The following is a 24,015-nucleotide window of genomic DNA, read 5'->3' as shown; positions in this document are numbered from 1 at the left end:
GTGTAGGGGTTGTGCAAGAGTGCAACACGCGTGCGGGGGGAATGGCCGGATGTCGCACGTGATTTGTCGACCAGGTCCGATTCGCCACCGGTGAACCCCGCTCCTGATCGTCGCTGCCCGCGCCCGACGACGCCGCCGTCCCCGTCCCGCCTCCACGCTCGCCCTCCGGGAGCCCACGACCATGACGCCACGTCCCGCCGTCTCCGCCCACCGGGGCGGCTCCGAGCGCGCCGGGCCCGCCACCTGGGAGGCGTACGAGGACGCGCTGGAGTCCGGCGCGGAGTACGTCGAGTTCGACATCCGCCGCACCAGGGACGGCGTCCTCGTCGTCTACCACGACCCCCGGGTCGGCCGCACCGGTCCCCTGCTGTCCACCCTCACCCACGCCGAGCTGAGCGCGCGGGCCGGATACGAGGTGCCGGTCGTGGACGACGTCATGGCGCTGATCGCCGGGAAACTCGTGGCCCACGTGGACCTGAAGGAGGTCGGCTACGAGCAGGAGGTGGTCGACCGGGCGGTCGCCCTGCTCGGCGAGGACGGGCTCGTCGTGACGACGCTGGAGGACCGTTCCGTCGCCGCCGTCACGCGGGCCCGCCCCGGTGTGCGCACTGCCCTCTCCCTGGGACGCGACCGCCGCGACCTGGCCCTGCCCCGGCTGCCCGGGACCCGGCTCAGCGAGTTGTTCCCCGCCCGCCGCATCCGGGCCTGCGGGGCCCACGGCGTCGCCGTGCACCAGCGGCTGGCCAGGACCAACGTGCTGCGCGAGGCGACCCGGCACGGCCTGTTCACCCTGGTGTGGACGGTCAACGACGACACCCTCATGCGGGCCTTCCTCGGCCACCCGCGCGTGGACGTGCTCGTCACCGACCGGCCGAGGCGTGCCGTGGCGCTCCGCGGGCCGGTCACCCCTTCGCGGCATTGACAATGGCGCACTCAAGTTTTGTGCTGGAGAGTGTGAAGGAGTGTCCTGGCGGAAGGGGACAGCGATGGGACGTGCGGTCGGGATCGACCTCGGAACCACGAACTCGGTGGTCGCTGTGCTGGAAGGCGGCGAGCCCACCGTGATCGCCAACGCGGAGGGGGCCAGGACCACACCCTCGGTCGTGGCCTTCGCCAAGAACGGCGAGGTGCTGGTCGGCGAGGTCGCCAAACGGCAGGCCGTGACGAACGTGGAGCGCACCGCCCGCTCGGTCAAGCGGTACATGGGCGACGCGAGCTGGCGCTTCCCGGAGCACGGCGACATCGACGGCACCCGCTACCGCGCGCAGGAACTGTCCGCGCGGGTGCTGCAGAAACTCAAGCGGGACGCGGAGTCCTATCTCGGCGAGGACGTCACCGACGCGGTGATCACCGTCCCGGCGTACTTCGACGACGCCCAGCGGCAGGCGACCAAGGAGGCCGGCGAGGTCGCCGGCCTGAAGGTCCTGCGGATCATCAACGAGCCGACGGCGGCGGCCCTCGCCTACGGCCTGGACAAGGAGAACGACCAGACGGTCCTGGTCTTCGACCTCGGCGGCGGCACCTTCGACGTGTCGCTGCTGGAGATGGGCGAGGGCGTCATCGAGGTGAAGGCCACCAACGGCGACACGCACCTCGGCGGCGACGACTGGGACCAGCGGATCGTCGAGTACCTGATCAAGCGGTTCAAGGGCCAGTACGGCGTCGACCTGGGCAAGGACAAGATGGCCGTGCAGCGGCTGCGCGAGGGCGCCGAGAAGGCCAAGATCGAACTGTCCAGCTCCACCGAGACGACGATCAACCTGCCCTACATCACGGCCTCCGCCGAGGGTCCCCTGCACCTCGACGAGAAGCTGACGCGGGCCCAGCTCCAGGAGCTCACCGCCGATCTGCTCGACCGCTGCAAGGCCCCGTTCCACCAGGCGGTCAAGGACGCCGGTGTGAAACTCGCGGCGATCGACCACGTGATCCTCGTCGGCGGTTCGACCCGGATGCCCGCGGTGACCGACCTGGTCAAGGAACTGACGGGGAAGGAACCGCACAAGGGCGTCAACCCCGACGAGGTCGTGGCCCTCGGCGCCGCGCTCCAGGCGGGCGTCCTCCGCGGCGACGTCAAGGACGTCCTGCTGCTCGACGTGACCCCGCTGTCCCTGGGCATCGAGACCAAGGGCGGCATCATGACGAAGCTCATCGAACGCAACACCACGATCCCCACCCGGCGTTCGGAGATCTTCACCACGGCCACCGACAACCAGCCCTCGGTCGGCGTGCAGGTCTACCAGGGCGAACGGGAGATCGCCGCCTACAACAAGAAGCTCGGCGTCTTCGACCTGACGGGCCTGCCGCCGGCGCCGCGCGGCGTGCCGCAGATCGAGGTGGCCTTCGACATCGACGCCAACGGCATCATGCACGTCTCCGCCAAGGACCTTGCGACCGGCCGCGAACAGAAGATGACCGTCACCGGCGGCTCGGCCCTGCCCAAGGACGACATCGACCGCATGATGCGCGAGGCCGAGCAGTACGCGGAGGAGGACCGCCAACGCCGCGAGGCCGCCGAGACCCGCAATCAGGCCGAACAACTCGTCTACCAGACGGAGAAGTTCCTCCGCGACAACGCCGACAAGGTTCCGTCCGACACGAAGTCCGAGGTCGAGTCGGCCGCCGCCGAACTGAAGGGGCACCTGGACCAGCAGGCGGACACCGCCACGCTCCGGACGGGCGTCGAGAAGCTCGCCTCGGTGAGCCAGCAGATGGGCCAGGCGATGTACGCCCAGACCCAGCAGACCCCCTCGGAGGAGACCCCCACCGCGTCGCAGGACGAGGAGGCCGTGGTCGACGCGGAGATCGTGGACGACGAGAAGGACCGGCGGGACGAGAAGGGCGGTGCCGCATAGGCGAACTCCCGGCCGTAGAAAACCCTTTCGGAGATGTCAGTGCCCCCTGTTGGCCTCCAGCGGCTCGTGTGATCAACGGGCCGAGGGAAGTTCAGGGGAGGGACAGTTGGACGCACTGACGAGATCCGGCGGACGCAGACTGCTGGCGGGGGGGGGTGTGCGGTGGCGGCGTCATGGCGACCGGCACCGGCGTGGCACAGGCCGCGGACAACCTGCCGCCGAAGCAGCCGCTCGTCCAGGATCTGGAGACGGGGAACAAGGCGTGCGCGGCGGGGGACGTGAGGGTGTTCGTCTCCGGGCCGCCCACCCTGACCGCGGTCCTGTACGACCCGGAGGAGGACAACCACCCCGCCGAGGCCAACATGGGCAAGGGCAAGGGCGAGTTCGAGGCCTGGTGGACGGACTCCGAGGGGGTGGAGCAGCGGCGCACGTACACGACGTACGAGACGCTCTCCGGCACCCGGCAGCGGTGGCGCCTGCCCGATGACGTCCTCCCGCCGGACACCGTCGTCTCCTGGCGTGTCCGCGCGAACGACGGCACGGCGACCTTCCCTTGCGGCTCCGAGGGGGACGGCTCGGTGTGCGAGTTCGTCTACGACGACGAGAACCCGGAGCAGGCGACGATCAGCTCTCCCGAGTACCCGGAGGAGGCGTTCTGGGCGGACGGAGTGGGCGTCTACGGTCACTTCACCGTGGACTCGCCTTAGGCAAGACCGGCCACGCGACCGAGCAGGGGCCGGTCGTCGACAGCTCGGACAGCTTCACCGTCGGCGTGGTCGCACGCCTCGCGGACAGGGAGCCCGAGCACCCCATGACCGTGCTGTCGCTGCCGGGTGAGCACACCGACGCCTTCAAGGTGCGTTACGAGCCCGCGCGGCACGCATGGCAGCTGGTGATGCCGCACAAGGACGAGCGTGGGGCCTTCGAGACCGTGGTGGAGCAACTCGCGATGGCGGACGGCGGTGAGGGCGTCGGACAACAGCTCGCCGTCGTCTACGACGACGCCACCGACCGGATCAGGCTCTACGTCAACGGTCAGGCCGATGCCGATGCGACCGCGGACCTCCCGAACGGCTGGCGCGGCTCCGGCCCGCTCCAGATCGGTGGGGCCCGGACCGGTGACGGGTGGGGCGAGTACCTGCACGGCGACGTGGACGAGGTGCACGCGTTCGCCGGCGCGTTGAGCGACAGCGACGTCAGGCAGCTCGGCTCGGGCGGGGAGCCCTGTCTGTGCTGACGGGGATACCGGACTCCTAGGCCCCGGTGTGCGCGGGCGGCAAGGTCGCGCACACCGCGTCCAGGACCGTCGCGTACGGCGTGCCGAAGGCGGTGAGGCCGGCGCGGAGGCGGTCGAGGCCGTCGCGGTGGTCCGTCAGGAGATCGGTGCTGCCGGTGCGGGCCGAGAACTCCAGGACCGCGGGAAGGAAGTCCGGGGGTTCCTCGCCCGTGGTCTCCAGGCCGTGGGCGCGGTAGAGCTCCTCGGAGGGGGCGGGGGCCGTCTCGCGCCAGACGCTGAGGTACAGGCTGTGGTCCTGGCCGGACTCGAAGACCTGGACGTAGTGCGCGGCCAGCTCCAGCGGCGGGGTGACGGCCGCGTGGTCGGCGAACTCCCTCAGCTGCGGAGCGGCTTCGCGCAGCAGCGGCAAGCGGGTGCGGAAGTCGTCGTCGGGGTACATCAGGCACAGTGCCGCCGCCTGGTACAGCACCTCGAATCCGGGCATCGGACCTCCTTCGCGTGCGCCCCGTTCTCCCCCGACGCTAGGGGCGGGCCGCAGAGCACACCTGCCGACGGCGCCCGTACGGGTCAGTACCCGTGTCATGACGTCACCGGGCCGCGGGCGACGCCTGCGGCACCGACTCGACGTCCTCCGCCCCGGATCCGGTTCCGCGGTGTCTTCTCCCGCCGGCTCAGTACGTGTCGCGGTACTCCCGCAGCAGCTCCTCCGTGCGCTGCGTGGAGCCGGCCCGGGCCGTCATGTGGTCCAGGACCTCCAGATGCGCCGAGACCTCCTTGCGGGAGTCGAGATACAGCGCCCCGGTCAGGTACTCGGTGAAGACCATGTCGGGCAGTTCCGGCTCGGCGAAGCGGAAGAGGGAGAACGGCGCGTACGTCCCGGGGTGCGGGCCGTCCGCGAACTCGGCGATCTGCAGCGTGACCCGGTCGCGTGCGACGTACTCCAGGAGCTTGTCCAGCTGGTCGCGCATCACCCGGCCGTCGACGCTCACCGGCCGGCGCAGCACCGTCTCGTCCATGATCACCCACAGGTGCGGCGGGTTCGGGTGCTCCAGCAGCCGCTGCCGCTCCATGCGCAGCGACACATGCCGCTCCACGGCCTCCGGCCCGGCGAACGCGATGGTCCCGGCCTCCAGTACGGCCCGCGCGTACCCCTCGGTCTGCAGCAGCCCGGGCACGAAGTGCGGCTCGTACGAGCGGATGATCCGGGCGGCGCCCTCCAGGCTCACGTACAGGCTGAACCACTCCGGCAGCACGTCGTGGAACCGCTGCCACCAGCCCGGCCGGTTCGCCTCCTCGGTGAGCTCGACGAACGTCGTCACCTCGTCCTCGGCCACCCCGTACGCGGTCAGCAGGATCTGCACGTACGGGATCTTCAACGCGACGTGGGCGGTCTCCATCCGCCGGACGGTCGCGGGGGCGACGCGCAGCACCCGCGCGGCCTCCTCGCGACTGAGGCCCGCCGCCTCGCGCAGTTCCTGCAGCCGCTTGCCCAGCACCACCTGGCCCACGGTGGGTGCGGCCCGCCGTTCACTCACGCCACGCCTCCCCAACGTGCCCAAGTCCGCGATCAGTCTGTCATGTCCCATCGGCAGCTCACAGAGCCGAACCGTGACGAGATCGCCGGATCGGACGAACGCGGGCATTACCCCGCGGGTAATCGACCGGGCGGGGCCGGACCGGGATCGTGGACGTATCGGGTCCCGGGCCGGCGCACTCCGGCCCGGGACCCGCCCCCGGCCGCCGCACCACGACCCGACGGAGAGTGACGCCCCATGTCCGCCATCCACCTCACCGCGCTCGCCCGGACCTCCGAGCCGCAGTCGATGCTGCGCCGCTTCCTGGCCCTGGACGCCGCGGTGACCGGCGCCAACGCGCTCGCCTACCTGGCGTTCCCGGGCCCGCTGGGACGGTTCCTCGGTGTCGGCTCCACCCTGCTGTTCGCCCTGGGCGCCTTCCTCGCCGTCTACGCGGCGGGCGTGGCCCTGCTGGCCGGCCGCCGGCGACCGCCCGCGCTCGGGGTGCGGGCCGTCGTCGAGGCCAACCTCGCGTGGACGGCGGTGAGCCTCGCGGCCTTGGCGCTGTGGCTCTCGCCGAGCACGGCGGGCGCGGTGTGGACGGTGCTCCAGGCCCTGACCGTGACCGGGTTCGCCGCCCTTCAGTACATGGCCCTGAGAGCCCGTCAGGACACCAGCGACTGAAGGTACTTGACCGTCGCCGGGTCGGCCGGGAGCAGCGTCTCGACGGCCAGCTCGGCGACGGTCACGTCCATCGGCGTGTTGAACGTCGAGATCGAGGAGATGAACGACAGCGTCCGCCCCTCGTGCTCGATCCGCAGCGGCAGCGCGAAGTACGGCACCGGCTCCGAGGGCTCGTCCGCCGGGTCCGCGTCGGGCACCGGATACGCCGCCACCTCCTCGTACAGCGCTCGCAGCGGCTGTGAGCGGTGCAGTGCGATCTGCCGCTCCATCTGCTCCAGCAGGTGACCGCGCCAGGCGCGCAGGTTGCGGATGCGGGGCGCCAGGCCCTCGGGGTGCAGCGCGAGCCGCATGGCGTTCAGCGGCGGCTCCAGCAGGGACGCGGAGACCCCGTCGACCAGCGTCATGATCCCCCGATTGGCCGCCACCACGTTGTACAGCGCGTCCACCACCAGCGCCGGATACGGCTCGTAGCCGCTGATCAGCCGCTCGATGCCCTCGCGCAGCGTACCGAGCGCCGGGTCGTCCAGCGGCGTCTCCGGGTAGCGGGGGGCGTAACCGGCCGCGAGCAACAGCGCGTTGCGCTCCCGCACGGGGACGTCCAGATGCTCGGCCAGCCGCAGCACCATCTCCTCGCTGGGCCGGGAGCGGCCCGTCTCGACGAAGCTGATATGCCGGGCCGAGGAGTCCGCGCGCAGGGCCAGCTCCAGCTGGCTGACCCGCCGCTGCTCCCGCCAGGCCCGCAGCAGCGGACCCACGCCCTTCTCGGCGGTGGACGCGTGAGTGGTCATGCCAGGACCGTAGCCGAGAACCGTCGTGGCGGACAGGCACATCTTCTGACCAGGGTCTTGGACGCCCCGCTGTGGCAGGCTGAGAGGACGATGACACCGGAGCCAGGGAAGGAGCGCAGCCCATGCCCGTCGAACCGCTGTCGCACAAGGAGATCGAGGACCGGCTGGCCGAGCTGCCGGGCTGGTCGCTCGACGGGGACCGTCTCACCCGCTCCTACCGCCTCGGCTCGCACGTCGCGGCGACGGCGATGGTCGTGCACATCGCCCAGGTCCAGGAGGAACTGGACCACCACTCCGATCTCACGCTGGGTTACAACACCGTTTCCCTGTCCGTGCACACGCACAGCGCGGGCGGCGCCGTCACCGAGAAGGACTTCGAGCTCGCCCGCAAGGTGGAGGACCTGGCCCCCGGGCACGGGGCACACTGACCGCGTGCTCGACTACGACAAGGAAGCGGAGCGGTACGACGCCTCCCGCGGCGGCGAGCCCAGGGCGGCCGCCGCCGCGGACGCGGTGCTCGGCCTCGTGCCGCGGGACGCGCGCAGCCTCCTCGACGTCGCCTGCGGCACCGGCATCGTGACCCGGCGGCTATCGGCCGGGCGCACGGACATGCGGGTGACCGGCGTGGACCTCGCGCCCGCGATGGCCCGGCAGGCCGCCGCCCGGCTGCCCGGTGCGGTCGTGCGCGCCGACAGCCGCCGACTGCCGTTCCGCGACGGGGAGTTCGACGCCGTCTGCAGTGTGTGGCTGCTGCACCTCGCCGCGGGGCCCGCCGACGTGCGGACCATCGTCGGCGAGTGCGCCCGCGTGCTGCGGCCCGGCGGGATCTACGTCACCACCGTCGACAAGGCCGCCTCCCACAACGTGGGCAGTGACATCGATGTCGTCCTGTCCTCCCGTCCGCCCAGCCCGGTCCGGGACGCGGCGGCGGATGTCGAGTCCTGCGCCGCCGCCCATGGCCTGGCCCCGGCCGGGCGGGCCCGTTTCACCGGCCACGGCCAGGGCCGCAGCCCCCGCCGCACGATCGCCGACCTGCGCCGGGGCTGGTTCGTCACCCTGCCGCCCGGCGACCCGCTGGCGGAAGGGTTCGCCACACGTCTCGGGCAGCTTCCCGACCAGGACCGCCCACGCCCCGACCCGGTGTTCAGCCTGCGGGCGTTCCGGAAGGCCGGGTGAACTCCATGGTCCGGTTGGTCGGCCAGGTGTCTGCACCGTCGACGGAGAACCCCCGCTGTACGGACGAACCCGCCGCTTCGGGCCGTGATCCGGTCCCGGCGTGCGGGGAGGGCGCGTGCCGTGCACGCGCCCTCCCAAGCCCTCTCAGGCGACCGTGCAGCTCTGGTCGCCCAGTTTGAAGGCGGTCGGTTTCGTGTTCGTGCCCGACCAGTTCGCCGTGAAGCCGAAGCTCACCGACGAGCCTGCCGCCACCGTGCCGTTCCAGCCGACGTTCTTCGCCGTCACCGCCGAACCCGACTGCGTTGTCTCGGCGTTCCAGGCCTGTGTCACCTTCTGACCGTCGGGGAAGGCCCAGCCCAGAGTCCAGCCGTTCCAGGCGCCGGTACCGGAGTTGGTGAGCTGGACGTCCGCCTGGAAGCCGCCCGACCACTGGCTGGTGACCTTGTACGTCACCTTGCAGGCGCCGGTCGGTGTCGGGCCCGGGCCGGGCCCCGGGTCCGTCGTGCCGCCGCCGGAGGTGTCGCCGTAGATGACGCCCCGGCCGTTCGTGGAGACGTAGACCCGGCCGTAGACCCGCGGGTCGCCGGTGATGGCAGCGCCGGTCCAGCCCCACTGGTGGGCGTCGTCGTTGACGCGGGTCCAGCTCGCGCCCTTGTCCGTGGAGCGGAAGATGCCGCGGACGCCGCCGATCTTCGCGCTGGTGTAGAGGGTCTGGTAGGACGCGCCGGGTGCCGCCTTGCCGAAGCCGATGGTGTCGGCCTGCTCGACGTTCGACAGCTTGGTGAAGCTCATGCCGCCGTCCGTGGAGTGCCACAGCCCGTACGCGCCGTCCGTCGCACCGCCCGCGAGCCACACGTCGCCCTTGTCGCCGGGCAGGGCCTTGAAACGGACACTGTCGCCACTCGGCAGCCCGGTGGCCGGTGACTCCTTGAAGCTCGCCCCGCCGTCCGTACTGACGTAGAACTTCCCGGACTTGAAGCCGTAGAAGGTCTTCGCGTCGACGCGGTCCGACTCGACGATCGCCCCGGCGGGGATTCCGCCGGACGCCTGCCACGACGTGCCGAAGCCCGTCGCGTGGTGCACGCCGGCGCCCTCGGGACTCCACACGAACCGGCTGCCGTCGGCCGCCGACGCGACCGTGCCGCCACCGCTCACGCCCGAGGGGTCGGTTCCGGCGAACCAGTTGGCGCCGTTGTCCGTCGAGAACGCGATGTGCGGACCCGAGTCCAAGTTGCCCACACGCACCACCGTGTTCGGCTTCGACTCGGCGAAGTCCAGGCTCGTGGTCGTCGTGAAGTTCGGCTGGGTGAACATCATCGACGGCACCTTGGCCAGGTCCGTGTGCCGGAACCCGCCGATGTCACCGAGCGCGCTCAGCAGCGGGGCTCCGGACGGGGGAGAGGCGAGGTCGTTGACCGCCGTCTCCTCCAAGCCCTGCACCATCGGCTTGACGGTGAACTTGCCGCCGCTGTCCCAGTTCCCGAGGTTCTCCGTGCCGTAGATCGTGGCGCCCGTCCCGTACATCATCCGGTTCGAGTCGAACGGGTCGATCTCCAGGGCTTCCGTCATCCACCCCAGCTTCGGCGTCTGCTCCGGCGGTTGCGGGTTCGCGCCCCAGGTCAGCCACGGCGAGGACGAGACGTCCATCGTGTAGCGGTTCTCACGGTTGGGGTACGACGTGTAGTCCCAGGCCTTCGTCCACGTCCCGCCGCTGTCCGTGGAGCGGAAGATCTGCGTGTCCGGCCACCAGGCGCTGTACGCGGTCGCCATCACGGTCCCCGGCTTCTGCCGGTCCACGGTGAGCCCGCTGAAGCCGTAGAACGTGTCGGCCTCCGCGACCGGGCTGATGTCCGTCCAGGTCCCCGTCCCGGTCGCGTACCGCCAGAGCCTGCCCTTGCCGCCGTCGTACGGGCCGCCCTTGTCGCTGTAGGCGAGGTAGAGGAAGCCGTTCTTCGCGTCCAGGACACCCTTGTGGGCGAGGTAGCCGGTGGGCTGCCCGGTCAGCCGCTGCCAGCTCGCGCCCGCGTCCGTCGACCGGTACACCGCGTTGTCCTTGTCGGCGACCCCGACGTAGAGCGTCTTCGTAACGTTCCCGGCCGTTCCCGTGGACTCGTCGAAGGTGACCCAGACGATGCCCTGGTTGTCGCTGGAGTAGCCGGACGTGTCGCTCGGGTCCGCCACGTAGTTGCCCGCGTTGGGGAAGTTCGCCACCTGCGACCAGGTCACCCCCGAGTCCGTCGACCGCCACAGCCCCTTGCCGCTGGGCGCGCCCAGGTACAGCACGCTGTTGCGGTTCGGGTCCACGGCCAGCCGCTCGCCCATGCCCCGCCCCGGCATGTTGCCGCCCAGCTTGAACGGCAGGTTCGTCTTCTGCCAGCTCGCGCCCCGGTTGGAGGAACGCATGATCGCACCGTTCTTCGGGTCCCAGCTGTTGGTGTACGTCCCGACCGCCGCGTACACGCGGTTCGGATCGACGGGGTCGGAGGCGATGCTGACGACGCCCGTGTGCCCCCAGTCGTCCCAGCCGACCGAGTCGAGCAGCGGTGTCCAGGTCTTCGAGGACTCCTGCCAGCGGTAGGCACCGCCGATGTCGGTACGGGCGTAGGCGAGGTTCTTCTCGGAGCGGTTGAAGACGATCCCCGGGACGAACCCACCGCCGTCGATCCGGGCGTTCTTCCACGTGTAGGTGTCGGCGGCCACCCGGACCGACGGAGGGTCGGCGGCCAGGGCGGCCGGGGCGCCCGACAGCAGGCCGGCGGCCAGGGCGAGTACGGCCGTGAGGATGCGGGTTCTTCGCACGGTGGGGTCCTTCCAGGAGGGGGAACGTGCGAGGGCCGGGCGGCTCCCGTGCGGGTGGAGTCGCCCGGCCGTGGCCCCGCGTCAGGTGCGGGGCCGAGCACGCGGAGCTTCGGACGCCGTCTCGGGGGGCGCGGGGGACCGCGCTACCAGCCGGAGCCGGCCCGCAGTCCTCCACGGCCACCCGAGGAGCGCCCGGCGGGGACTACTCGAGAAGCTCCGCGTACGAGCCCATGGCCAGGGCGATGTCCGCCTGGGCCCAGAACCGGTGGTACGTGAACGACGGCGCCGCACCGCCCGCGAGATAACTCTCGATCTTCGACCAGGCGGGGTCGTCCTTGTAGAAGGACCGGATCGAGTCGAACGTCGACGACGAGTTGATCGCGTCACCGTTCGGCATCGTGCCCGTCCAGCCACTGGGGATGTACACCGGGTCGTCGAACCGGTTGTAGTCGGCCCGGGTCTCCGGAACGGCGATCCCGAGGTCGTCCTGGTGGTTCGCCCACATGCCGTCCAGCAGCTTCTTCGCCGCCGCCGCGGCCTCGGTGTCACCGGAGCGGTCGGCGTAGTACGTCAGGGTCTTGGCGTACGCGGCCGCCACACCGACGTCGTTGGTGTAGTCGGCGACCGTGACGCGCAGCCCGCTGTTGGAACCGGGGCTCGACGCGTTCCAGGTGTCGGGCTGGCCCGACCACTGCAGTGTCGACGGGATGCGGAACGTGCCGTCCGGGTTGAACGTGGTCTTGGACAGCGCCCAGTCGACCCACTTGTCGAGGACCGTCTTGGCCCGCGCGTTGCCGGTCTGCTGGTACAGCTCGGCGACCCGCTCCATGGACCAGGCCTGGAAGCCGAACCACTGGTTGGACGGCGGGTCGTGGTACACGGGCTTCTCGTCGTAGTACATGCCGTAGAACGTCGACTTCCCGGCGGGCGGGGTCGCGTACCGGCCCGCCCAGCTGTTGGTCGCGCCGCCGGCGATGGCACCCTCGTTCGACTGCAGCCACTGGTAGAACTCCAGCTGCCGGTCGCGGGACTTGGCCCAGTCCGCCGCACCCGTCGCCGACTTGGGCTTCAGCGGCGCGTAGTCGGCGAGCGCGTGCGCGGCCAGCGGGTTCTGGTAACCGCCGTGGGCGTGGCTGGAGCCGATGCGCCAGGCCCAGCCCGCGCTGGTGTCCGTGGCGCCGCCCCAGGCGTAGTACCAGGACATCAGGTAGTGCGAGGCGTCCTTGCCGGTGCCCGCCGGGCAGGTCGCGGGCCCGACGCAGCTGCCGACCTTCTTGAAGTACTTGTCGAACATCGAGTAGCGCAGGTAGTCGCCCATCTTGGCCGCCTTGGCGACCGTCGCGGAGACCTGTCCGCCCTTGCCCTGGTCCTTCGCCCACAGGTCCGCCCAGTAGGCGGCCTGCACGGCCCGTGCGTCGGCGTCCGGGGCGTTGGTGAACTTCCACTGCTTGGCGTAGGAGGCGTCACCGGTGAACAGGTCGAGATAGCCGTTCTTGCCGCCGTACTTGAAGGCGTCGCAGGTCGGCTGCGGCACCGTCTCCCACACCGACTCCTGCGCGCCGCGCTGGAAGGTGTTGATGTACGACGGGCCGGTGTCCGAGGGGCCCGCCTCGCACTTGCCGGGCGAGTTGCCGTAGCCGTAGACGTTGTCCACGTCCTGCAGCCAGTGCATGCCGTAGACGTCGTCCGTGCCGTACGCGCTCTTCAGCTCGGCCGCGATCGGGTCCCGGCCGACCGAGGCACCGGTGTCGAGCTTGGCCGGGTACTCGTTCGGCGTGTCCAGCTCGGGCGCGTAGGTCGCCGGCTTGGCGGCGTTGTAGAAGGAGTTGGTCGGCTGGTCGGCGTGGGTGGGGATCATGTACTTCTCCATGAGGTCCCACGCGCCGTTGAACTTGGACCAGTCACCCGTCACCTTGCCGTACATGGCCTGCAGCCAGAGCAGGTAGCTGTAGGCCTCCGACGTGGTCTGGTGACCGTGGTCCGGCGCCTCGACGATCAGCGTCTCGACCGAGTGGTACGGGATGCCCTCGGGGGAGAAGTAGCCGTTAGCCGGGTTGGTGATCTTCCCGTACAGCTCCAGGAAGCGGGCGTCGTAGGTCTTGGTCGCCGCCAGCTGGGTGACGGTGACCGAGGCCTTGGCGTGGCCCGCGGCCGTCGACTCGAACACGGCGGAGCCGGTACCGGAGTCGGCGGCCGTGACGGTCACCTTCTGCGCGGTGTTCCAGTTCTGCGGCGTGAAGGTGAGCGACGCACCGCCCGAGACCGACAGGTTCGCGTTGCCGCTCGCCCGGGCCGAGGTCACGGTCACGTTGGACGCCGGCTGCTTGGACAGCTTCACCTCGTACGTGCCCGACTTGCCCGACTGCACGCCCAGTTGGAGCGGCGAGGCGACGACGGTCGGACCCGAGGCGACCGTGATGCCGACCGGGGTGGAGTCGGCGGAGGCGCCCATGCTGTCGTAGGCCTTCGCCACCAGGGAATGGCTGCCCACGGTCAGACTTGAGACCGAGAGCGAGTAGGGCGCGCTGGTGTCCGTGCCCAGCAGCTTGGTGTCGTCGTAGAACTCCACCTTGCTGATCGTGGCGTTGTCCGCGGCGGCGGCGGTGGCCGCCAGCGGGACCGCCTCGCCCTGGGTGTACACGGCGCCCGCCGCCGGGCTGGTCAGCACCGCGATCGGTGGCTGGTGCGCGCCGGTGCAGGGGGTGCCGTTGACGGAGAAGGACGTCGGCGCGGTGTTGCTGCCGCTGTAGGAGAACTGGGCGCCGGTGGAGACGGCGGCGCCCGCGGCGACCCGGGCGTTGTGCGGCGCGTTCTTCACGGTGATGTTCTGGCCGGACTGCGACCAGGTGCCGTTCCAGCCGTTGCCCAGCTTCTGGTTGCCGGAGTACGCGTACGTCAGCGTCCAGCCGTCGATGGCGTCCGTGCCGCGGTTGGTGAGGGTCAGGTCCGCGGTGAAGCCGGAGCCCCAGTCGTTCGTCTTGTAATCGACACTGCACTGAAGTGCGGCCGCCTGCGCGGGAGTCGACCCTGAGGAGAGCATCGTCAACGGAAGCGCGAGAGCTGCGAGCGCGGCGGTCCACAGACGCCGCACGGCTCTCCGTCTCCGGGGTGGGGGATGCATGGTGCTGGTTCCTCCTTGCGGCTCGGAGAAGTCAAGGCTTGAACCAGTGGGAGCGCTCCCATAGTGAGGACGGGTGTGGTATCGGTCAAGGTCCTTGAAGAGTCGAAAAGATTCGACGCCGAGAGTTGAGCGAAAGTCAGTGACTCCCCTGTTCTTTGCCGACACTTGGCGCTACCTTCCTTGACACCAGTGGGAGCGGTTCCATCAGTCGACGCGTCCGTCACGGCGTGCCCGAGCTGCAAGGAGTCGCTCATGCGACACCCCCCGCGTTCAGTACTTCGAGCCGCCGCCCGCGCCATCGCCCGCGAACGGTGGTCACCCGCTGCCCCGGCGTCGGCCGCGTAGGACGCAGCACCGGCCCCGGCATGCCCGCGGAGGCCTCACCGCACCTCTGAACCCCCCACGCACTGCGGAAAACGTACGCACCCCACGGAAGAGGAACCCCCACTCATGAGCCGTACCAGAACTGCGTTAGTGGCCGCCATGGCTCTGGTCGCCGGAGCGACCGGCACCGCATTCGCCGTCGACCGGGACGGCGTCGGCACCGCCGCCGTCCCCTGCACGGTCGACTACAAGATCCAGAATCAGTGGAGCACCGGCTTCACCGCCGCCGTGACCATCACCAACAACAGCGCCGCCAAGTCCTCCTGGTCGCTGAAGTGGTCGTACGCCGGCAACCAGAAGGTCACCAGCGGCTGGAACGCCAAGATCAGTCAGAGCGGGGCCGCCGTCACCGCGGCCAACGAGAGCTACAACGCCCAGCTGGCGACCGGCGGATCGGTCAGTTTCGGCTTCCAGGGCAGCTACAGCGGCAGCAACGCGATCCCGGCCACCTTCACCCTCGACGGCGTGACCTGCAACGTCGACGACGGCGGTTCCGGCGGCCCCACGGATCCGCCGGACCCGGCCAACCGGGTGAACAACCCCTACGAGGGCGCCAAGGTGTACGTGAACCCGGAGTGGTCCGCGAAGGCCGCCGCCGAGCCGGGCGGCAGCCGCATCGCCAACCAGCCGACGGGTGTCTGGCTGGACCGGATCGCGGCCATCAACGGCGTCAAGGGGGGCATGGGTCTGCGCGCCCACCTCGACGAGGCGCTCAGGCAGAAGGGCTCCGGCCAGCTCGTGGTCCAGCTGGTCATCTACAACCTGCCCGGCCGCGACTGCGCCGCCCTCGCCTCCAACGGCGAACTCGGCCCGACGGAGATCGACCGCTACAAGACCGAGTACATCGACCCGATCAAGGCGATCCTCGCCGACTCGAAGTACGCCTCGCTGCGGATCGTCACCACCATCGAGATCGACTCGCTGCCCAACCTCATCACCAACACCGGCAGCCGGCCCACCGCCACCCCGCAGTGCGACGTGATGAAGGCCAACGGCAACTACCAGAAGGGTGTCGGCTACGCCCTGAACAAGCTCGGTGACGTGCCCAACGTCTACAACTACATCGACGCCGGCCACCACGGCTGGATCGGCTGGGACGACAACTTCGGGGCCAGCGCCACCTTGTTCAAGGAGGCGGCGACCACGGAGGGCGCCACCGTCAACGACGTCCACGGCTTCATCACCAACACGGCCAACTACAGCGCCCTGAAGGAGAACAACTTTTCCATCAACGACAACGTGGCCGGCAAGTCCGTCCGCGAGTCGAAGTGGGTCGACTGGAACCGTTACGTCGACGAGCTGTCCTTCGCCCAGGGCTTCCGCAACCAATTGGTCTCAGTCGGCTTCAACTCCGCCATCGGCATGCTGATCGACACCTCCCGCAACGGCTGGGGCGGCAGCGCCCGGCCCAGCGGACCCGGCGCCCAGACCTCCGTCGACACCTACGTCGACGGCGGCCGCTACGACCGCCGGATCCACATCGGCAACTGGTGCAACCAGTCCGGAGCCGGCCTCGGTGAGCGCCCGCAGGCCAACCCCGCCGCCGGGATCGACGCCTACGTCTGGATGAAGCCCCCGGGCGAGTCCGACGGAGCGAGCAAGGAGATCGCGAACGACGAGGGCAAGGGCTTCGACCGGATGTGCGACCCGACCTACACGGGCAACCCGCGCAACGGCAACAACCTGTCCGGTGCCCTGCCGGACGCGCCGCTGTCCGGGCACTGGTTCTCCGCCCAGTTCCGGCAGCTGATGCAGAACGCGTACCCGCCGCTGTCGTGACCGGCTGAAGTCCCGTCCCCACGGTCCGCCGGGGCTTCGGCCCCGGCGGACCGGTGCGCGGGAGTTTTGCGGTAGCGGCAACAGCAGTGGCCTGCTCGCGGTGCGTCGGCGCACGCTGACCGCATCCGAGCGAGAGGCTGACCACCATGGCGCACCACCACCACGACCACGAGCAGGGTCACGGCCGTCACCACGACCACACCGACATCGACTGGGCCGCGATGGGCCCGGTGCTGGAGTCCCAGGCGGAAGTCTTCACCTCGCTCTATGAACGGGCCCTGGGCTGGCTGGCGAAGGAGGTGACCGAACCGGGCCTGATCGTCGACGCGGGCAGCGGGCCCGGCGTCGTGGCGTGTCTGTTCGCCGAGACGTTCCCGGGTGCGCGGATCGTGGCCGTGGACGGCTCCGAGCCGCTGCTGGAACGGGCCCGGGCGCGGGCCGAGCGGCAGGGCGTCGCGGACCGCTTCAGCACCCTGACCGGTGAACTGCCCGAGGTGCTCAATGAGTTGGACTACCCGGCGGATCTGCTGTGGGCGAGCCGCAGCCTGCACCACCTGGGCGACCAGCGGGCCGCGCTCGCCGCGTTCGCGGCCCGCCTGGCGCCCGGCGGCACGCTGGCCCTCATGGAGGGCGGTCTGCCCGCGCGGTTCCTGCCGCGCGACATCGGTATCGGCCGGCCTGGCCTTCAGGCGCGGATCGACGCCCTGGAGGAGGAGTGGTTCACCCGCATGCGGAAGGACCTCCCGGACCACGTGGCGGAGCCCGAGAACTGGCCGGCCCTGCTGTCCGCCGCGGGCCTGCGGCACACCCGGACCCACAGCTTCCTCCTGGACCTCCCCGCCCCGGCCTCCGACCGTGCCCGCGCCCACGTCATCGCGTCCCTGACCCGTTTCCGCGAGACGCTCGCGGAGGAGCTGGACACCGACGACCGCGCCACCCTCGACCGCCTCCTCGACCCGGAGGACAAGGCGAGCCTGCACCACCGCCAGGATGTGTTCGTGCTGGCGGCGCACACGGTGCATACCGCGGTACGGCCCGCATAGGCGGGGGAGACCCTTGCCCTGGAGAGCGCTTCGGCTGACGGATACCCCCCGTATCGGCCGACCAGCCGGTGTCGACGTCAACACGGTGGCGGTACGGCCGGTGGGGCAGCCGGTCCGAGTGGGGGAGGACGACAGCGCCCCGGTCCCGGCCCCGCGTGGGGGCTTCGGGACCGGGGCGCCGCCGGTGCCGTTCAGGCTCCGTTGAACTCCGCCGGGTCCGGGCCGAGGCGACGGTCCTCGTTCAGGGCGCTGATGGCCGCCAGGTCCTCGGTGTCCAGGCTGAAGTCGAAGACCTCGATGTTCTCCTTGATCCGGGACGGCGTCACGGACTTCGGGATCACCACGTTGCCCAGCTGGATGTGCCAGCGCAGCACGACCTGGGCCGGGGTGCGCTCGTGCTTCCGGGCGATGGCCACGATCGCCGGGACTTCCAGCAGGCCCTTGCCCTGGCCGAGCGGCGACCAGGCCTCCGTGGCGATGCCCTGCTCCGCGTGGTACTCGCGGGCGGACTGCTGCTGCAGGTGGGGGTGCAGCTCGATCTGGTTCACCGCCGGGACGACCGACGTCTCGCCGATCAGCTTCTCCAGGTGCTCCGGAAGGAAGTTCGAGACACCGATGGCCCGGATCCGGCCGTCGGCGTGCAGCTTCTCGAACGCCTTGTACGTGTCGACGTACAGACTCCGCTCCGGCGTGGGCCAGTGGATGAGGTAGAGGTCGACGAAGTCCAGGCCGAGCTTCTCCAGCGACGTGTCGAAGGCGCGCAGCGTCGAGTCGTACCCCTGGTCGGCGTTCCAGAGCTTCGTGGTGACGAAGAGTTCCTCGCGGGGGAGACCGGAGGAGGCGATGGCCTTGCCGGTGCCCTCCTCGTTGCCGTAGATCGCCGCTGTGTCGATGCTGCGGTACCCGGCCTCCAGGGCCGTCGCGACGGCCGTCTCGGCCTCGTCGTCCGGCACCTGCCAGACCCCGAAGCCCAGTTGGGGCATCTCGACGCCGTTGTTCAGGATGATCGGGGGGACCTTGCTCACGAGCTCTCGATCCTTCGGTTTGTGGTCACGTGTGCTCCCATCGTCAACGATCACGAGCCGTGATGCATTCCTGACGGGAGAATCCAGAAGCGACGGATGCCCCGGAGGGCGGAAGTCACGCCCGGTACAGCGCCTCGACCTCGTTCTCGTACGCCTTCTCGATCGCCCTGCGCTTCAGCTTCAGCGACGGGGTCAGCAGCCCGTGCTCCTCCGTGAACGGCTGGGCCAGGATGCGGAAGGTGCGGATGGACTCCGCCTGCGAGACGCGCGTGTTGGCGGCGACCACCGCCCGCCGCACCTCCGTCTCCAGCTCCGCGTCGCGCACCAGCTCCGCCGGGGACATCCGCGGCTTGCGCCGCATCGCCAGCCAGTGCTCCACGGCCTCGTGGTCGAGGGTCACGAGCGCGGCGATGTACGGTCGGTCGTTGCCGACGACGATGCACTGGCTGACCAGCGGGTGGTCCCGGACGCGTTCCTCCAGCACTCCGGGCGAGACGCTCTTGCCGCCGGATGTGACCAGGATCTCCTTCTTGCGGCCGGTGATGGTGAGGTAGCCGTCCTCGTCGAGCGAGCCGAGGTCGCCGGTGGCCAGCCAGCCGTCGTGCAGGGTCTCGTCGGTGGCCTTGGGGTTGTTGAGATAGCCCTGGAAGACGTTCTCGCCGCGCAGCCAGATCTCGCCGTCGTCCGCGATGTGCACGGTCATGCCCGGGATGGGCTGCCCGACGGTGCCGTAGCGGGTGCGCCCGGGCGGGTTGGCGGTCGCGGCGCCCGTGCACTCGGTCAGTCCGTAGCCCTCGTAGATGTGCACGCCCGCCCCGGCGAAGAACAGCCCGAGCCGCCGGTCCATCGCCGAACCGCCTGACATGGCGTGCTTGATACGGCCGCCCATCGCGGCGCGGATCTTGGCGTAGACGAGCTTGTCGAACAGCTGGTGCTGCATGCGCAGGCCGACGGAGGGGCCGGGGCCGATACCCCAGGCCTTCGCCTCCATCGCGGCCGCGTACGTGATGGCGATGTCCACGGCCTTCTCGAAGGGGCCGGAGCGGCCCTCCTTCTCGGCCTTGCGGCGGGCCGCGTTGAACACCTTCTCGAAGATGTACGGCACGGCCAGGAAGAACGTCGGCTTGAAGGCCGCGAGATCCGGCAGCAGGGCCGCCGCGTTCAACTGCGGCTGATGGCCGAACTTCACCTTGCCGCGGATCCCCGCGACCTGGACCATTCGCCCGAACACGTGAGCGAGCGGTAGGAAGAGCAGTGTCGCGGCCTCGTCGCCGCGCCTGGAGTGGAACAACGGCTCCCAGCGCTCTATGACGGTGTCCGCCTCGTACGTGAAGTTGCCGTGCGTGATGAGGCAGCCCTTGGGGCGGCCGGTCGTGCCCGAGGTGTAGATGATCGTGGCGACCGAGTCGGGCGTGACGGCCTGCCGGTGGCGGTGCACCACCTCGTCGCCCAGGTGCGCGCCGGCGTCGTACAGTTCCTGCACGGCGCCGGAGTCCAGCTGCCACAGGCGGCGCAGCTGCGGCAGCCGGTCGATGACGGTGGCGATCGTCATCGCGTGGTCCTCGTGCTCCACGACCGCGGCCGTCACCTCGGCGTCGTACAGCATCCAGAAGCACTGCTCGGCCGAGGACGTGGGGTAGACCGGCACGACCTGGGCGCCGATCGTCCACAGCGCGTAGTCGAAGAGCGTCCACTCGTAGCGCGTACGGGACATGATCGCGACCCGGTCGCCGAACCGGATGCCGCCGGCGAGCAGCCCCTTGGCCAGGGCGAGCACCTCGTCACGGAACTCGGCGCTGGTCACGTCCCGCCATTGCCCGGAGTCGTCCTTGCGGCCCAGCGCGATGTGCAGCGGATCCTCCTGGGCATGGCGGAAGACCACGTCGGCCAGCCCGCCCACCGGAGGTGCCAACGCCAACGGAGGGTTGGTGAACTCGCGCAAACCCCGCTCCCCGCTCCTCAGCGCTTCGGTTGAGTGACGCTCCGCACAGCGCCGTGAAAGCTACCCCACCCGGCCAGGGGTGCGGGAGGGGGTGCGAAGCCGGGCAACGCGCTCATCCGTACTGGTCAGCAAGGGAAAATGCGCCCACATGGGGAAGGGTCGGACATAAACCTGACGGTTGAGTAAGTTTCGGTGCCGTAATCTCCACCGAATCTGTACGACCCTGCCACGGCCCGGCTGCATCTCGCCGGACCGCTGAAGCGTCTCTTCTGGCAGCGCGCCGACTGCGGATTCCGTCACTTCACCCTTGCTGGACGCGGCTGACCGGGCAGGTCACAGCCCCTTGCGCGTACTGCGGTGCAGCCGGTCCCCGCCCGACAGCAGTGCCGCGGCCAAGGCGTCCGCCGCGCCCTGCGCGGAGGGCCGGCGCCGGCCGTGGAGCACGACGAAGTCGACCGGGTCCAGCTCCGGCAGCCCCGCCCGGTCCGGCACCCGGACCAGACCCGGCGGGATGAGGCCGCGGGAGTGGGCCATCACGCCGAGGCCCGCCCGGGCCGCCGCGACGAGACCGTTGAGGCTGCCGCTGGTGCACACCACGCGCCACTCGCGGCCCTGCCGCTCCAGTGCCTCCAGGGCGAGCGCGCGGGTGATGCCGGGCGGCGGGTAGACGATGAGCGGCACCGGGCGGTCCGGGTCGAGTCGGAGGCGTTCCGCGCCGATCCACACCAGCCGGTCGTGCCGGACCAGCTCGCCCCGCGGGTCCTCGGGCCGCCGCTTGGCCAGGACGAGGTCCAGCTTCCCGGCGGCCAGCTGCTCGTGCAGCGTTCCCGACAGCTCGACCGTCAGCTCCAGGTCGACTTCCGGGTGCTCGTGCCGGAAGCCCTCGAGGATTTCGGGCAACCGGGTCAGCACGAAGTCCTCCGAGGCGCCGAAACGCAGCCGGCCGCGCAGTCGGGTACCGGTGAAGAACGCCGCCGCCTGCTCGTGCACCTCCAGGATCCGGCGCGCGAAGCCGAGCATCGCCTCACCGTCCTCCGTCAGCTCCACCGAGTGGGTGTCCCGGGTGAACAGCGTCCGCCCGGTGGCGTCCTCCAGTCGCCGCACGTGCTGGCTGACCGTCGACTGCCGCAGCCCGAGCCGCCGCGCCGCCTGCGTGAAGCTCAGCGTCTGCGCCACCGACAGGAACGTGCGCAGATGGGAGGGGTCGTACACGATCCCCAGCTTATCGCGGAATGCGATAGCAGTGAGAGCTGCATACGGGATTCCCGATCGCCGTGGCGGGGAGCAGGATGGAAGGGGGCCGTCCCGGCCTCGCACCGACCGAAGCACCGAAGCACCGAAGTAAGTGGAGCACCGTGAAACACCTGCGCCGGCCCAGTCGGATGCCGATCGATCCCTACATCCTGCTGCTCCTCGGGACAGTGGGCATCGCCGCACTGTTCCCGGCGCGTGGACCGGTCGCCGATGTCGCCTCCGGTGCCTCCACGGCGGCGGTCGCCCTCCTCTTCTTCCTGTACGGCGCCCGGCTGTCCACGCGGGAGGCGCTCGACGGGCTGCGGCACTGGCGGCTCCACCTCACCGTCCTGGCCTGCACCTTCGCCGTCTTCCCGCTGCTCGGGCTCGCCGCCCGCGGGCTGGTGCCGGTGATCCTGACGCACCCCCTCTTTCAAGGGCTGCTCTTCCTCACACTCGTCCCGTCGACCGTCCAGTCGTCGATCGCCTTCACCTCGATCGCCCGCGGCAACGTGCCCGCCGCGATCTGCGCGGGCTCCTTCTCCTCCCTCGTCGGCATCATCGCCACCCCGCTGCTCGCGGCTTCGCTGCTCGGCAGCAGCGGCGGCTTCTCCGCGGACTCGCTGCTGAAGATCGCGCTGCAGCTGCTCGTGCCGTTCCTCGCCGGGCAGTCGCTGCGCCACTGGATCGGCGGTTTCGTCGCCCGCCACAAGAAGGTTCTCGGGCTCGTGGACCGCGGCTCGATCCTGCTCGTCGTCTACACGGCGTTCAGCCAGGGCATGGTGCAGGGCATCTGGCACCAGGTCAGCCCCGCCCGGCTGGGCGGACTGTTCGCCGTCGAGGCGGTGATCCTCGCCGTGATGCTCCTGCTGACCTGGTACGGCGGCAAGGCGCTGGGCTTCGGCCGCGCGGACCGGATCGCCATCCAGTTCGCGGGATCGAAGAAGTCCCTGGCCGCCGGGCTGCCCATGGCGAGCGTGCTGTTCGGCGCGCAGGCGGCGCTCGCCGTGCTGCCGCTGATGCTCTTCCACCAGATGCAGCTGATCGTGTGTGCGGTGATCGCCAAGCGGCGTGCGCAGGACCCGGAGGTCAGCGCGCCGGAGTCAGCCGCAGCGCCACGAACCGCGGTCGGTACAGGGACACGTTCCGGCTGAGCTGGGCGGCGGCGCCCGTGGTCCCCAGCCAGTTGACGTCGTAGCTCAGGACGAGCCGTCCGTCGCCGCTCAGCACCGGGTGCGCCTGGGGGTTGTAGGCGGCGACCTGGCCCTGCGGAAGCGAGGGGCTGAACTCCTTCGCCGGGCCGTGCCACGGCCCTTCCGGGGAGCAGGCCCAGTAGGACGCCACGGTGGTCAGCCCCTTGGTGCCGGTGGCCATCGTGAACAGCACGTACGTCCCCTCGTCCCGGACGACCGAGAACGCGCTGCCCACGCCCCTGCGCTGCCCGTCCCCGAGCACCGGCCGGGCGCGGGCGCCGGGCACCCAGTCCGAGCCGCGCCGGTACTGCCAGGCCGCCGGGTCCGCGAGCCTGCCCCCGGGTACGCGGGCCACGTAAGCGTGCGAGGCCGGGCGGGAGACGGCCTGGCCGTCGTCGCCGCCGAAGACGTACGTCCAGCCGTCCTCCTCCACCAGCGTCGTGCCGAACAGCACGCGCCGGGAGGGGTCGGGGATCCGCCGCTGGTCGAGCACCTCGACGATCGACTCCAGGCGCAGGTCGGGCAGCGACAGGGTGGCGACCTCGGTGGCGGTCGGGACACCGTAGATCCAGGGGGCCTGCCCGGCCGTGCGCACCCACAACAGCACCCGGACCACCTGCTCGGAGGAGCCGGGGGAGCGGGGCTCGACGCGGGCGGCGACCGGCCAGCGCCACTGGTTCGGCGCCGGGTCGGCGAAGAGCGGGGCGGGCAGGGTGGTCTCCAGCCGGCCGTCCCGCATCAGCACGGCCGAGTTGCGCACCAGCGGCGCAGTCGTGTCCCGCCAGGCGTAGGACTCGCCGGCCGGGTTGGGCGGGCCGTGGACCCGGCCCAGGTAGGTGTCCGAGAACAGCCACAGCACCCGGCCGTCCGGCAACCGCACCGAGTGGGTGCCGTCACCGCCGGTCCAGTCGTCGGTGCGCGACCCGTCGTCGCCGTAGCGGGCGAACTCCGAGGTGAGGCCGTCGTCCGCCTGCCACGAGCGGACCGTGCGCGCCCGGCAGGCGCCGTCGTCCGGGCTCTCGTCCTCCGGCAGGCCGATGAGCAAGGCGGCGCCGAGAACCAGGACCAGCAGGATGCCGATCCCGGTTCCCGTGCGCTGTCGTGCTCGTGCTGCTCTCAGGGGTCCTTGCACTATGAGCGTCCGATCAGGTCGCGTGGTCCGGTGCCGTGCACGCAAGGCGCCGGAGTGCCCAGGCAGCGGAGCTGCCGGGGGCCGCCCGCAACCCGGCGAGGCGCGGGGCCCGG

At 70.6% G+C, this 24,015-nt stretch carries 19 protein-coding genes; 10 read left to right on the top strand and 9 right to left on the bottom strand.

Annotated features, from left to right (window positions below; all coding sequences use genetic code 11):
• The first annotated feature begins 181 nt into the window (after window positions 1-181).
• From ACWD1U_RS37025 to ACWD1U_RS37010, 4 genes are all read left to right on the top strand, one after another.
• Window positions 182-922, top strand: a complete 741-nt coding sequence (locus ACWD1U_RS37025; protein ID WP_451113755.1) for a glycerophosphodiester phosphodiesterase family protein — start codon at window positions 182-184, stop codon at window positions 920-922.
• A gap of 64 nt (window positions 923-986) precedes the next feature.
• Entirely contained in the window at window positions 987-2,852 is a 1,866-nt protein-coding gene (gene dnaK, locus ACWD1U_RS37020) for a molecular chaperone DnaK (protein ID WP_451113754.1), read from the top strand.
• Window positions 2,853-3,025: 173 nt separating this feature from the next.
• A complete protein-coding gene (locus ACWD1U_RS37015; RefSeq protein ID WP_451113753.1) occupies window positions 3,026-3,559 on the top strand; it encodes a hypothetical protein in 534 nt (177 codons plus the stop codon).
• 65 nt (window positions 3,560-3,624) lie between these two features.
• Window positions 3,625-4,089, top strand: a complete 465-nt coding sequence (locus tag ACWD1U_RS37010) for a LamG-like jellyroll fold domain-containing protein (RefSeq protein WP_451113752.1) — start codon at window positions 3,625-3,627, stop codon at window positions 4,087-4,089.
• Window positions 4,090-4,105: 16 nt separating this feature from the next.
• Here the strand turns inward: ACWD1U_RS37010 and ACWD1U_RS37005 are convergent, their stop codons facing one another.
• Entirely contained in the window at window positions 4,106-4,573 is a 468-nt protein-coding gene (locus ACWD1U_RS37005; RefSeq protein ID WP_451113751.1) for a nitrate reductase molybdenum cofactor assembly chaperone, read from the bottom strand.
• A gap of 187 nt (window positions 4,574-4,760) precedes the next feature.
• Window positions 4,761-5,624, bottom strand: a complete 864-nt coding sequence (locus ACWD1U_RS37000; protein ID WP_451113750.1) for a helix-turn-helix domain-containing protein — start codon at window positions 5,622-5,624, stop codon at window positions 4,761-4,763.
• A 237-nt stretch (window positions 5,625-5,861) separates the two neighbouring features.
• Here ACWD1U_RS37000 and ACWD1U_RS36995 point away from each other — a divergent pair, with 237 nt between their 5' ends.
• Window positions 5,862-6,287, top strand: a complete 426-nt coding sequence (locus tag ACWD1U_RS36995; protein ID WP_451113749.1) for a hypothetical protein — start codon at window positions 5,862-5,864, stop codon at window positions 6,285-6,287.
• Here ACWD1U_RS36995 and ACWD1U_RS36990 read toward each other — a convergent pair.
• Window positions 6,269-7,075 (bottom strand): helix-turn-helix domain-containing protein, encoded by an 807-nt coding sequence (locus ACWD1U_RS36990; protein ID WP_451113748.1) that lies wholly within the window; start codon window positions 7,073-7,075, stop codon window positions 6,269-6,271. The genes ACWD1U_RS36995 and ACWD1U_RS36990 overlap by 19 nt on opposite strands.
• A gap of 122 nt (window positions 7,076-7,197) precedes the next feature.
• Here ACWD1U_RS36990 and ACWD1U_RS36985 point away from each other — a divergent pair, with 122 nt between their 5' ends.
• Window positions 7,198-7,503, top strand: coding sequence for a 4a-hydroxytetrahydrobiopterin dehydratase (locus ACWD1U_RS36985; protein WP_451113747.1), 306 nt, complete (start codon window positions 7,198-7,200; stop codon window positions 7,501-7,503).
• A 4-nt stretch (window positions 7,504-7,507) separates the two neighbouring features.
• The gene (locus ACWD1U_RS36980) at window positions 7,508-8,251 is read left to right on the top strand and encodes a class I SAM-dependent methyltransferase (RefSeq protein ID WP_451113746.1); all 744 of its coding nucleotides are present in this window, start codon (window positions 7,508-7,510) and stop codon (window positions 8,249-8,251) included.
• A gap of 144 nt (window positions 8,252-8,395) precedes the next feature.
• On the opposite strand, the gene ACWD1U_RS36975 is transcribed toward ACWD1U_RS36980, so the two are convergent.
• Window positions 8,396-11,050, bottom strand: a complete 2,655-nt coding sequence (locus ACWD1U_RS36975) for a cellulose binding domain-containing protein (RefSeq protein ID WP_451113745.1) — start codon at window positions 11,048-11,050, stop codon at window positions 8,396-8,398.
• Between the two features lie 202 nt (window positions 11,051-11,252).
• The gene (locus ACWD1U_RS36970; protein ID WP_451113744.1) at window positions 11,253-14,171 is read right to left on the bottom strand and encodes a glycoside hydrolase family 48 protein; all 2,919 of its coding nucleotides are present in this window, start codon (window positions 14,169-14,171) and stop codon (window positions 11,253-11,255) included.
• A gap of 450 nt (window positions 14,172-14,621) precedes the next feature.
• On the opposite strand from ACWD1U_RS36970, the gene ACWD1U_RS36965 reads away from it, so the two are divergent.
• Complete coding sequence (locus ACWD1U_RS36965) at window positions 14,622-16,334, top strand: glycoside hydrolase family 6 protein (RefSeq protein ID WP_451113743.1); 1,713 nt, start codon at window positions 14,622-14,624, stop codon at window positions 16,332-16,334.
• Window positions 16,335-16,480: 146 nt separating this feature from the next.
• Window positions 16,481-17,377 carry a class I SAM-dependent methyltransferase gene (locus tag ACWD1U_RS36960; RefSeq protein ID WP_451113742.1) on the top strand — a complete coding sequence of 299 codons (897 nt, stop codon included), beginning with the start codon at window positions 16,481-16,483 and terminating at the stop codon, window positions 17,375-17,377.
• A gap of 191 nt (window positions 17,378-17,568) precedes the next feature.
• Here ACWD1U_RS36960 and ACWD1U_RS36955 read toward each other — a convergent pair whose 3' ends face one another.
• The 3 genes from ACWD1U_RS36955 to ACWD1U_RS36945 form a co-directional block, all read right to left on the bottom strand.
• A complete protein-coding gene (locus tag ACWD1U_RS36955; RefSeq protein WP_451113756.1) occupies window positions 17,569-18,360 on the bottom strand; it encodes an aldo/keto reductase in 792 nt (263 codons plus the stop codon).
• 157 nt (window positions 18,361-18,517) lie between these two features.
• Window positions 18,518-20,344: an AMP-dependent synthetase/ligase gene (locus tag ACWD1U_RS36950; protein WP_451113741.1), complete on the bottom strand. Its 1,827-nt coding sequence runs from the start codon at window positions 20,342-20,344 to the stop codon at window positions 18,518-18,520.
• A 333-nt stretch (window positions 20,345-20,677) separates the two neighbouring features.
• Window positions 20,678-21,556 carry a LysR substrate-binding domain-containing protein gene (locus ACWD1U_RS36945; RefSeq protein WP_451113740.1) on the bottom strand — a complete coding sequence of 293 codons (879 nt, stop codon included), beginning with the start codon at window positions 21,554-21,556 and terminating at the stop codon, window positions 20,678-20,680.
• A 170-nt stretch (window positions 21,557-21,726) separates the two neighbouring features.
• On the opposite strand from ACWD1U_RS36945, the gene ACWD1U_RS36940 reads away from it, so the two are divergent.
• Window positions 21,727-22,731, top strand: a complete 1,005-nt coding sequence (locus tag ACWD1U_RS36940) for a bile acid:sodium symporter family protein (RefSeq protein ID WP_451113739.1) — start codon at window positions 21,727-21,729, stop codon at window positions 22,729-22,731.
• Here the strand turns inward: ACWD1U_RS36940 and ACWD1U_RS36935 are convergent.
• Window positions 22,667-23,902 (bottom strand): DUF4185 domain-containing protein, encoded by a 1,236-nt coding sequence (locus ACWD1U_RS36935; RefSeq protein WP_451113738.1) that lies wholly within the window; start codon window positions 23,900-23,902, stop codon window positions 22,667-22,669. The genes ACWD1U_RS36940 and ACWD1U_RS36935 overlap by 65 nt on opposite strands.
• Window positions 23,903-24,015: the final 113 nt, after the last annotated feature.

The organism is Streptomyces sp. NPDC002788 (assembly GCF_053592115.1).
The sequence above is the reverse complement of the archived record's forward strand: the minus strand, read 5'-3'. Positions and strand labels throughout refer to the sequence as shown.

Excerpts from the sequence above, each read along its gene's own strand:
- ACWD1U_RS37005 (WP_451113751.1), bottom strand. The coding sequence starts at position 4,573 with ATGCCCGGATTCGAGGTGCTGTACCAGGCGGCGGCACTGTGCCTGATG.
- ACWD1U_RS36970 (WP_451113744.1), bottom strand. The coding sequence starts at position 14,171 with ATGCATCCCCCACCCCGGAGACGGAGAGCCGTGCGGCGTCTGTGGACC.
- ACWD1U_RS36995 (WP_451113749.1), top strand. The coding sequence starts at position 5,862 with ATGTCCGCCATCCACCTCACCGCGCTCGCCCGGACCTCCGAGCCGCAG.
- ACWD1U_RS36965 (WP_451113743.1), top strand. The coding sequence starts at position 14,622 with ATGAGCCGTACCAGAACTGCGTTAGTGGCCGCCATGGCTCTGGTCGCC.
- ACWD1U_RS36990 (WP_451113748.1), bottom strand. The coding sequence starts at position 7,075 with ATGACCACTCACGCGTCCACCGCCGAGAAGGGCGTGGGTCCGCTGCTG.
- ACWD1U_RS36960 (WP_451113742.1), top strand. The coding sequence starts at position 16,481 with ATGGCGCACCACCACCACGACCACGAGCAGGGTCACGGCCGTCACCAC.
- ACWD1U_RS36940 (WP_451113739.1), top strand. The coding sequence starts at position 21,727 with ATGCCGATCGATCCCTACATCCTGCTGCTCCTCGGGACAGTGGGCATC.
- ACWD1U_RS36955 (WP_451113756.1), bottom strand. The coding sequence starts at position 18,360 with ATGCCCCAACTGGGCTTCGGGGTCTGGCAGGTGCCGGACGACGAGGCC.
- ACWD1U_RS37025 (WP_451113755.1), top strand. The coding sequence starts at position 182 with ATGACGCCACGTCCCGCCGTCTCCGCCCACCGGGGCGGCTCCGAGCGC.
- dnaK (WP_451113754.1), top strand. The coding sequence starts at position 987 with ATGGGACGTGCGGTCGGGATCGACCTCGGAACCACGAACTCGGTGGTC.
- ACWD1U_RS37015 (WP_451113753.1), top strand. The coding sequence starts at position 3,026 with ATGGCGACCGGCACCGGCGTGGCACAGGCCGCGGACAACCTGCCGCCG.
- ACWD1U_RS36985 (WP_451113747.1), top strand. The coding sequence starts at position 7,198 with ATGCCCGTCGAACCGCTGTCGCACAAGGAGATCGAGGACCGGCTGGCC.